Annotated in this window: 6 protein-coding genes and 1 pseudogene; 3 read left to right on the plus strand and 4 right to left on the minus strand. The window is 69.9% G+C overall.

Features of this window, described 5'->3' with window-relative positions; translation table 11 throughout:
* Window positions 1-1,507 (plus strand): GmrSD restriction endonuclease domain-containing protein (locus tag ACT3SQ_RS18660; protein ID WP_444601578.1); only part of this gene is annotated, 1,507 nt, incomplete at its 5' end.
* A 123-nt stretch (window positions 1,508-1,630) separates the two neighbouring features.
* Complete coding sequence (locus ACT3SQ_RS18665; protein WP_444601581.1) at window positions 1,631-2,428, plus strand: SDR family NAD(P)-dependent oxidoreductase; 798 nt, start codon at window positions 1,631-1,633, stop codon at window positions 2,426-2,428.
* A 54-nt stretch (window positions 2,429-2,482) separates the two neighbouring features.
* On the opposite strand, the gene ACT3SQ_RS18670 is transcribed toward ACT3SQ_RS18665, so the two are convergent.
* Window positions 2,483-3,346, minus strand: a complete 864-nt coding sequence (locus ACT3SQ_RS18670; protein WP_444501981.1) for a lysostaphin resistance A-like protein — start codon at window positions 3,344-3,346, stop codon at window positions 2,483-2,485.
* A 268-nt stretch (window positions 3,347-3,614) separates the two neighbouring features.
* Window positions 3,615-4,298: a class I SAM-dependent methyltransferase gene (locus ACT3SQ_RS18675; protein ID WP_444501980.1), complete on the minus strand. Its 684-nt coding sequence runs from the start codon at window positions 4,296-4,298 to the stop codon at window positions 3,615-3,617.
* Window positions 4,299-4,485: 187 nt separating this feature from the next.
* On the opposite strand from ACT3SQ_RS18675, the gene ACT3SQ_RS18680 reads away from it, so the two are divergent.
* The gene (locus ACT3SQ_RS18680) at window positions 4,486-5,790 is read left to right on the plus strand and encodes an acyltransferase family protein (RefSeq protein WP_444601579.1); all 1,305 of its coding nucleotides are present in this window, start codon (window positions 4,486-4,488) and stop codon (window positions 5,788-5,790) included.
* Window positions 5,791-5,835: 45 nt separating this feature from the next.
* Here ACT3SQ_RS18680 and ACT3SQ_RS18685 read toward each other — a convergent pair whose 3' ends face one another.
* Both ACT3SQ_RS18685 and ACT3SQ_RS18690 read right to left on the minus strand, forming a co-directional pair.
* On the minus strand, window positions 5,836-6,009 hold the full coding sequence (locus tag ACT3SQ_RS18685; protein ID WP_444601580.1) for a hypothetical protein: 174 nt from the start codon (window positions 6,007-6,009) through the stop codon (window positions 5,836-5,838).
* Window positions 6,010-6,235: 226 nt separating this feature from the next.
* Window positions 6,236-6,498: pseudogene (locus tag ACT3SQ_RS18690) on the minus strand (hypothetical protein); the annotation flags it as partial.

Consider the following 6,498-nt stretch of genomic DNA (forward strand, 5'->3'; position numbering starts at 1 on the left):
CGCTCAGCGCCCCACCCCGCCGCCATCCGGCGATTCTCAGTGCTGGCCCTCTGCGCCCGCTTACGGCCAGCCTCAGCACCGTGGCGCCGGAGGCCGCGATGACACGGTTGCGTTCAGTGCACCGCAGCGTCCGCTGCCCGCACCTGGGAAGAGCTACCCGCTCGCCTGGGCGCTGTCACTCTTCCTCGGGGTGTGGGGCGTCGACCGCTTCTACCTCGGGCATTGGAAGACCGGCCTGTTGAAATTCTTCACGCTCGGCGGCCTCTTCATCTGGTACCTCGTCGATCTCATCCTCCTGGTCACCGGGGTGATGAAGGACGCCAAGGGGCGCCCCCTCCAGCAGTTCGAGACCATCAAGTGGCCCTCGCGCATCATCTCCGGTGCGGTGGTCGCCGGCTTCGTCGCCATGTTCGCTCTCGCCGGAGCGGTAGACGCTCCACCGCCCTCCGAGATCGAAGCCGCTGCAGTCGTCGAGAAGGACGTGCAGGCAACGGCCGAGGACGACGCGACGCCGACCACGACTCCCTCACCCACCACGCCGGCGCCCACCACCGTGGCGCCGACCCCGACCCCCGAGGCGGTGACGGCTGCTCCGGGCACGGCGCTCGCGCTGCTGGCAACCCTCGAGGAGAAGGGCCGCGGCGAGAAGACCGGCTACGACCGTGATTCCTTCGGCTGGCGCGAAGATGTGGATCGCAACGGCTGCGACACCCGCAACGACATCCTTCGCCGCGATCTGCGCGAGATCACCCTGAAGGGCGGTTCGAACGGCTGCGTGGTGCTACTCGGCACTCTCGACTCTCCGTACAGTGGAGACACCGTGCACTTCGACCGCGCTAACAACACCATCGACATCGACCACGTGGTGGCGCTGTCCGACGCCTGGCAGACGGGCGCTTCGACCTGGAGCGATGACGTGAAGCGACAGTTCGCCAACGACCCGTTGAACCTCCTCGCAGTGGAATCGAGCCTGAACCAGCAGAAGGGCGCCGGCGACGCCGCCACCTGGCTACCGCCGAAGAAGGACTACCGCTGCGAGTACGTAGCCCGGCAGATCGCTGTGAAGGACAAGTACGACTTGTGGATCAAGCCCGCTGAGGCCGATGCCATGGAAGGGGTGCTCGCGGACTGCGAGGGCTTCCTCGCGATCGAGGACGATCATGACTGGCCCGCGACCGGCGGCGGCGACGTCGTGGCCACCTCGGAAGAGCCGACGCAGGCGCCCGCCCCGGCGCCCGCACCCGCTCCCGTGAAGGATCCCGCTCCGGCGCCGAAGAAGGACCCGGCTCCCGCGCCCGCCCCGGCTCCTGCCCCGGCCCCGGCCCCGGCGCCTGCACCCGCGCCCAAGGCGGACCCGGCTCCCGCCCCCGTGAAGGACAGCGGCGGCAGTGTCTACTTCAAGAACTGCGACGCGGCTCGCGACGCCGGCGCCGCCCCGGTGCACAAGGGCGATCCCGGCTACCGCAAGGGTCTGGACCGTGACGGTGACGGGGTGGGCTGCGAGTGACGGACCCCGCCTGAGCGCGGCCCCGGGCGTGGTGCCGCATCGGGTGACGACCTGCCGGGAAGGATCCCAGCCCCTCCTGCGTTCGACCCACGACGCCACTTCCAGGGGAGGAACCCACACATGATCGGTATCGATCTGACCGGCAGGACAGCATTTGTCAGCGGCTCCACGCAGGGCATCGGACTCGCGATCGCCCAGCGGTTCGCGGAGGCGGGTGCCCGCGTGGCCGTCAACGGCCGCACCCCGCAGCGGGTGCAGGAGGCGCTGACCTCGCTCACCGAGGCCGGCATCGGCCCTGAACTACTGATCGCCGCACCGGGCGATGTCACCACCGATGACGGCCTCAACGCCGCACTCGACGCCTCTGGGGATGTGGACGTGCTGGTCAACAACCTCGGCATTTTCGGTGCCACGCCCGCGCTCGAGATCACGGATGCCGAGTGGCAGAGGTACTGGGACGTGAACGTCATGTCCGCGGTGCGGCTGATCCGCGCGACCCTGCCGCGGATGAAGGAGGCCGGCTGGGGGCGGGTGCTGAACATCGCCAGCGACTCCGCGATCGTCACTCCGGCGGAGATGATCCATTACGGCGTCTCCAAGACGGCGTTGCTGGCCGTGTCCCGCGGCTTCGCGAAGGATGCCGCCGGCACCGGGGTGACGGTGAACTCCGTGATCGCGGGCCCCACCTACACCGAGGGTGTGCAGGACTTCGTCTACCAGCTGGTGGACCCGGCCCTCCCGTGGCAGGCGGCGGAGGCGGAGTTCATGCGCCTGCACCGCCCGCAGTCCCTGCTGAAGCGCCTGATCCGCCCCGAGGAGATTGCGAACATGGTCGTCTACCTGTCCTCGCCGCTCGCCTCGGCGACCACCGGCGGGGCGCTGCGCGTGGACGGCGGGTACACGGACGCGATCCTGCCCTGAGCACCCGGCACGGCGGGGCCGACGGAACCCCTCGGGCCCGTTCGTCCGGTTCAGTCAGGCCCCCGAGCCAGTCCGCTCGTGCGATGCGCGCGACCCCGCGTGCACCACGCGAGGGATACCCAGCGCGGAGGTGACGGTCGCCGCGACGGTGAAGGGGACCATGCCCAGCGCGAGCATGGCCGTGCCGGTCCCGCCGGCGAAGGCGAGCACCTCGTGGGTGAGGACCAGCTGGGCTCCGGTCTGGAACGCAGCGTGGAACCCGACGGACATCCAGATCGAGCCGGTGAGCAGGCGCAGCCAGCCGAACCCGATCCCCATCACGAGGAACAGGGAGAGGTCGACCGGGTTCCAGCTCTGCCGCAGGAGCGCTCCGAACAGCGTGAACAGCAGCGCCTGGGCGACGATGACCCACCACCCGCGGGTGACCCTTCCGAGGGCGTGCGTGACGTAGCCGCGGAACACCGCTTCCTCGGGGATGGCCTCGGCGGCCAGCACCGCGAGGAGGAGCAGGAGCACGGTCCTCGTCAGATCTGGCCCCGGCACGGTGACTGTCAGCGGGGTGCTGAGCAGCCCGAGCACGCCGAACGTCGCCGCCGCCGGGACGGTCCACAGCAGCGCACCCCAGACGGCGAGCCGCCAACCGGTGCGCGGACTCGTCAGCCCGGCATCACGCATCCGCCGACCATCCGCGCCGCGGATCAGGCACAGGATCACGGCGATCGTCAGGGCGGTCAGTGCGAATCCGGCGGCGATCCGGAGCGCGAGCGTCGTCGGGTCCGAGAAGTCGCGTGCGGCGGGCAGCAGTGCCGGCAGTGCGGCCAGTCCTGCGCCGAGCGGGAGGATCGAGAGCGCGATCCGCCACGCGGCGGAGGCGAGCACCCGGGGCCGCGGGGCGCTGGACTCGTCGATCCGTTGCACGGGGGCGGTTACCTTCCGGTCGTGCCGAGCATCGAGTGGGACGGCTCGCCGCGGTGCGACCGATCGAGCACCGCAGAGGACCCAGCACGGCAGAGACGGGATCCAGCACCGCAGAGACACTGATGAGCCTACCGACCGCCCAGGTCACCGCACCTCCTCCGGAGGGAGGAGCCAGCCAATACACGCTGGCGGGCGGCAGGCCCGCTCTCACTCTCTACCAGCAGACCACCGTGACCCACTGACGTGACCCACTGACGTGCGCGGCTGCTTAGCGGCGGCGTAGCACCAGCACCGCATCGAGGTGCTCGCCCGGGGCGCCATCGGGGCCGACGGCAGGGCGCGTGCGATCCTCGGCGACCTCCACCGCCCAGTCGGCCACGGGCTGTGCGAGCTGCTCCGCCTCCGCGCGCACGTCGATCATGTGCGCGGGGTGATGGTCGGACCAGGAGGGCGGGGCGGCATGGGAGATGGTCACCAGGTAGCCGCCGGGGCGCAGCGCGGAGGCCGCACGCCGCAGGATCTCCGTGCGGTCCAGCGCCACCTCGGACTGGAAGAACGACGCAGTGACAAGATCTGCCGAATCCGGCTCGGGCTGCCACGTGCTCAGATCCGTCGCGGTGAAGATGGCGTTGTCGAGGCCCCGCGCCTCGGCCTCGGCATTGGCACGGCCGACGGCGGTCTCGGAGATGTCCAGACCCCGCGCCTGCCAGCCGTGCTCGGCGAGCCAGAGCACGTCCCCGCCCTCGCCGCAGCCGAGGTCGATCGAGGTGCCGGGGGTGAACGCACCGGCCACGTCGGCGAGCGTCGCGTTGACATGGCCTGACCAGATCCGCTCCTGGCCCGAGTAGCGCTGCTCCCAGTGCTCGGCGGGGGAGAGGGAGGGGGCCGCGGTGACGTGATCGTGCGGGGCGCGGTGCTGGTGCGGGGCGGAGTGCTGGGGGTGTCCGGTCATGGGAGCGAGCTTGGCAGATCCTCCAGCGCCGCGGTAGCGGCTTTGCTCCCGCCGCCGCACCCGGGGGATCCGGCGTTGCGCCTCGCGCCGCTCCGGTAGATTGACGTCACTTCCAGCGGTTCTGCCCCTGTCACGGCCGACCGGGGCCCACCGCCGGTGGGGGAGCGAGACGAGGGGAAGTTCCGCGATGACGACCACCCGCATGAGCCGCGCCGAGAAGGTGGACGCCGCCACGCCGGCCTCCCGCAACCGCGTGGTGGACTTCCTGCGCGCTGCCGCGATCACCGTGGTGGTGCTCGGGCACTGGACGATCATCGCGGTCGACGCCGACGGCGGGATCCTGCCCCACGGCGTGCTCGACGGCGCCGCCTGGACTCACCCGCTCACCTGGGTGTTCCAGGTGATGCCGATCTTCTTCCTGGTGGGTGGCTACTCCAACGCCCTCTCCTGGCGCTCCGCGAGACGCAAGGACGTGGGGTACGCGCAGTGGCTGCGCACGAGGCTGCGTCGTCTCGGGATCCCGCTTATCCCGCTGCTGCTCGCCTGGCTCGTGATCGGGGTGGTTGCCGTCGCCGCCGGGGCACCGAACGCGACCGTGCAGCTGGCCTCCCAGATGGCGCTGATCCCCACCTGGTTCCTCGCCGCCTATCTGATGGTGATCCTGGTGGCGCCCCCGTGCTTGGTGCTGTGGGAGAGGTTCGGCTGGTGGTCGATCATCGGCGGCATCGCGCTCGCCGGCGCCGTGGACGCCCTCAGCCTCGTCGCCGACCAGCCGCTGCTCGGATACCCGAACTACCTACTGGTGTGGGCGGCGTTCCACCAGGTCGGCTACGCCTGGCTCGACGGCCGGCTTGCGGGGTCAGGCCGACGGCTGCTGCTTGCTGCGATCGGACTGGTGGGCCTGCTGCTGCTCGTGCTGGTGGGCCCATACCCGGTCTCGATGATCACCTCCGCGGCCGACGAGATCTCCAACTCGAGCCCCACCCGCATCACGATGGCGTTCCTCGGCATGCTCCAGGCAGGGCTGGTGCTCCTGCTCGAGAAGCCGCTCACCGCATTGCTGCGCCGGCCCCGGCTGTGGTTCGTCACCGTGCTGGTGAACCAGCGGATCATGACCTGGTTCCTGTGGCACCTCACCGTGATGGTGGGCCTCGCGCATCTGCTGCTGGCGGTCGACGCCCGTGCACTGTTGCCCGAGCCGCTGAGCGGGGTGTGGTGGGCGACCAGGCCGCTGTGGGCGCTGGTGCTGCTGGTGCTCACCGGGGTGGTGGTGCTCGTGATGGGCCGGTTCGAGACGCCGCGGGCGGACGAGAGGCCCGCGCCCCCGCTTTGGAAGCCGATCCTTGCTGCGGTCACCGTGATCGCCGGGCTCGCGGTGATGGCGAACGTGGGCGTGGTGGGGGAGAGCGGCGTGACCTGGTGGTGGCCGCTGCTGCCGGTGGTGGGGATGGTGGTCTTCGGGATGGTGCGAGCTCGTTCCTCGAGTACTTAGTACTGAATGCATCGAGCTGGCGTGACGTCGCCGGGTAGCGGACGGTTATGCTGCCGCTCGCGCCTCGAGATACAGCTCGACCGGCGCCAGGCGGTGCAACTTCCACAGGATCTGCATCGGCTTCGAGCCCTCGTAGCTCTGGAACTGTGCGGTGCCCAAGCAGGTGTACGGCTCGGTGCCGATATCACCGGTCTTTGCACGGCGGACGAAAAGCACCACGTGTGAGCCTAGTTCGCCGTGGTGCTGGTAACGCAGCCCCGTGGGGCTGGTGGAGGAATTGTCAAGACCTGTGGATTGGGGCTCAGCTACCGGAGCAACAGCAGGCTCTTCATCTGCTCGTGCTTCCTACAGATCGCGGTCACCAGCGTCGCATCCAGATCGACGGTCGATGGGCCGCTCTCGTCGCACGCTTCCCAGCCAGGCACAAAACCGTCGTCCGCGCAGCTTAACGGGCCGCACCGATCGGCCCCTTCGCTGCATCCACATCGCCTGCCAGCACTGTCAGCGGTCGGGAGCGCGTCGTGTCGGAGCCGACCGGGTTATACGCCTCAATCCCGGCCCGCAGAGAGGAGACCTCCGCGAGACGGTTGGCGCCGAGTGCCACTGTCATGGCCGTGAAGAGCCTGCCCGGGTGATGCCGCGCCAGCGCCCTGCGCCACAGCAGCAGGGCGCTCGCCATCTGCAGATTGTCCTCGGTAGTGCTAACCG

Origin of the sequence: Brachybacterium sp. AOP42-C2-15, from assembly GCF_052377065.1 — a bacterium.
Classification (GTDB): domain Bacteria; phylum Actinomycetota; class Actinomycetes; order Actinomycetales; family Dermabacteraceae; genus Brachybacterium.

Coding starts and splice junctions, on each gene's coding strand:
- ACT3SQ_RS18675 (WP_444501980.1), bottom strand. CDS start 4,298: ATGACCGGACACCCCCAGCACTCCGCCCCGCACCAGCACCGCGCCCCG.
- ACT3SQ_RS18680 (WP_444601579.1), top strand. CDS start 4,486: ATGACGACCACCCGCATGAGCCGCGCCGAGAAGGTGGACGCCGCCACG.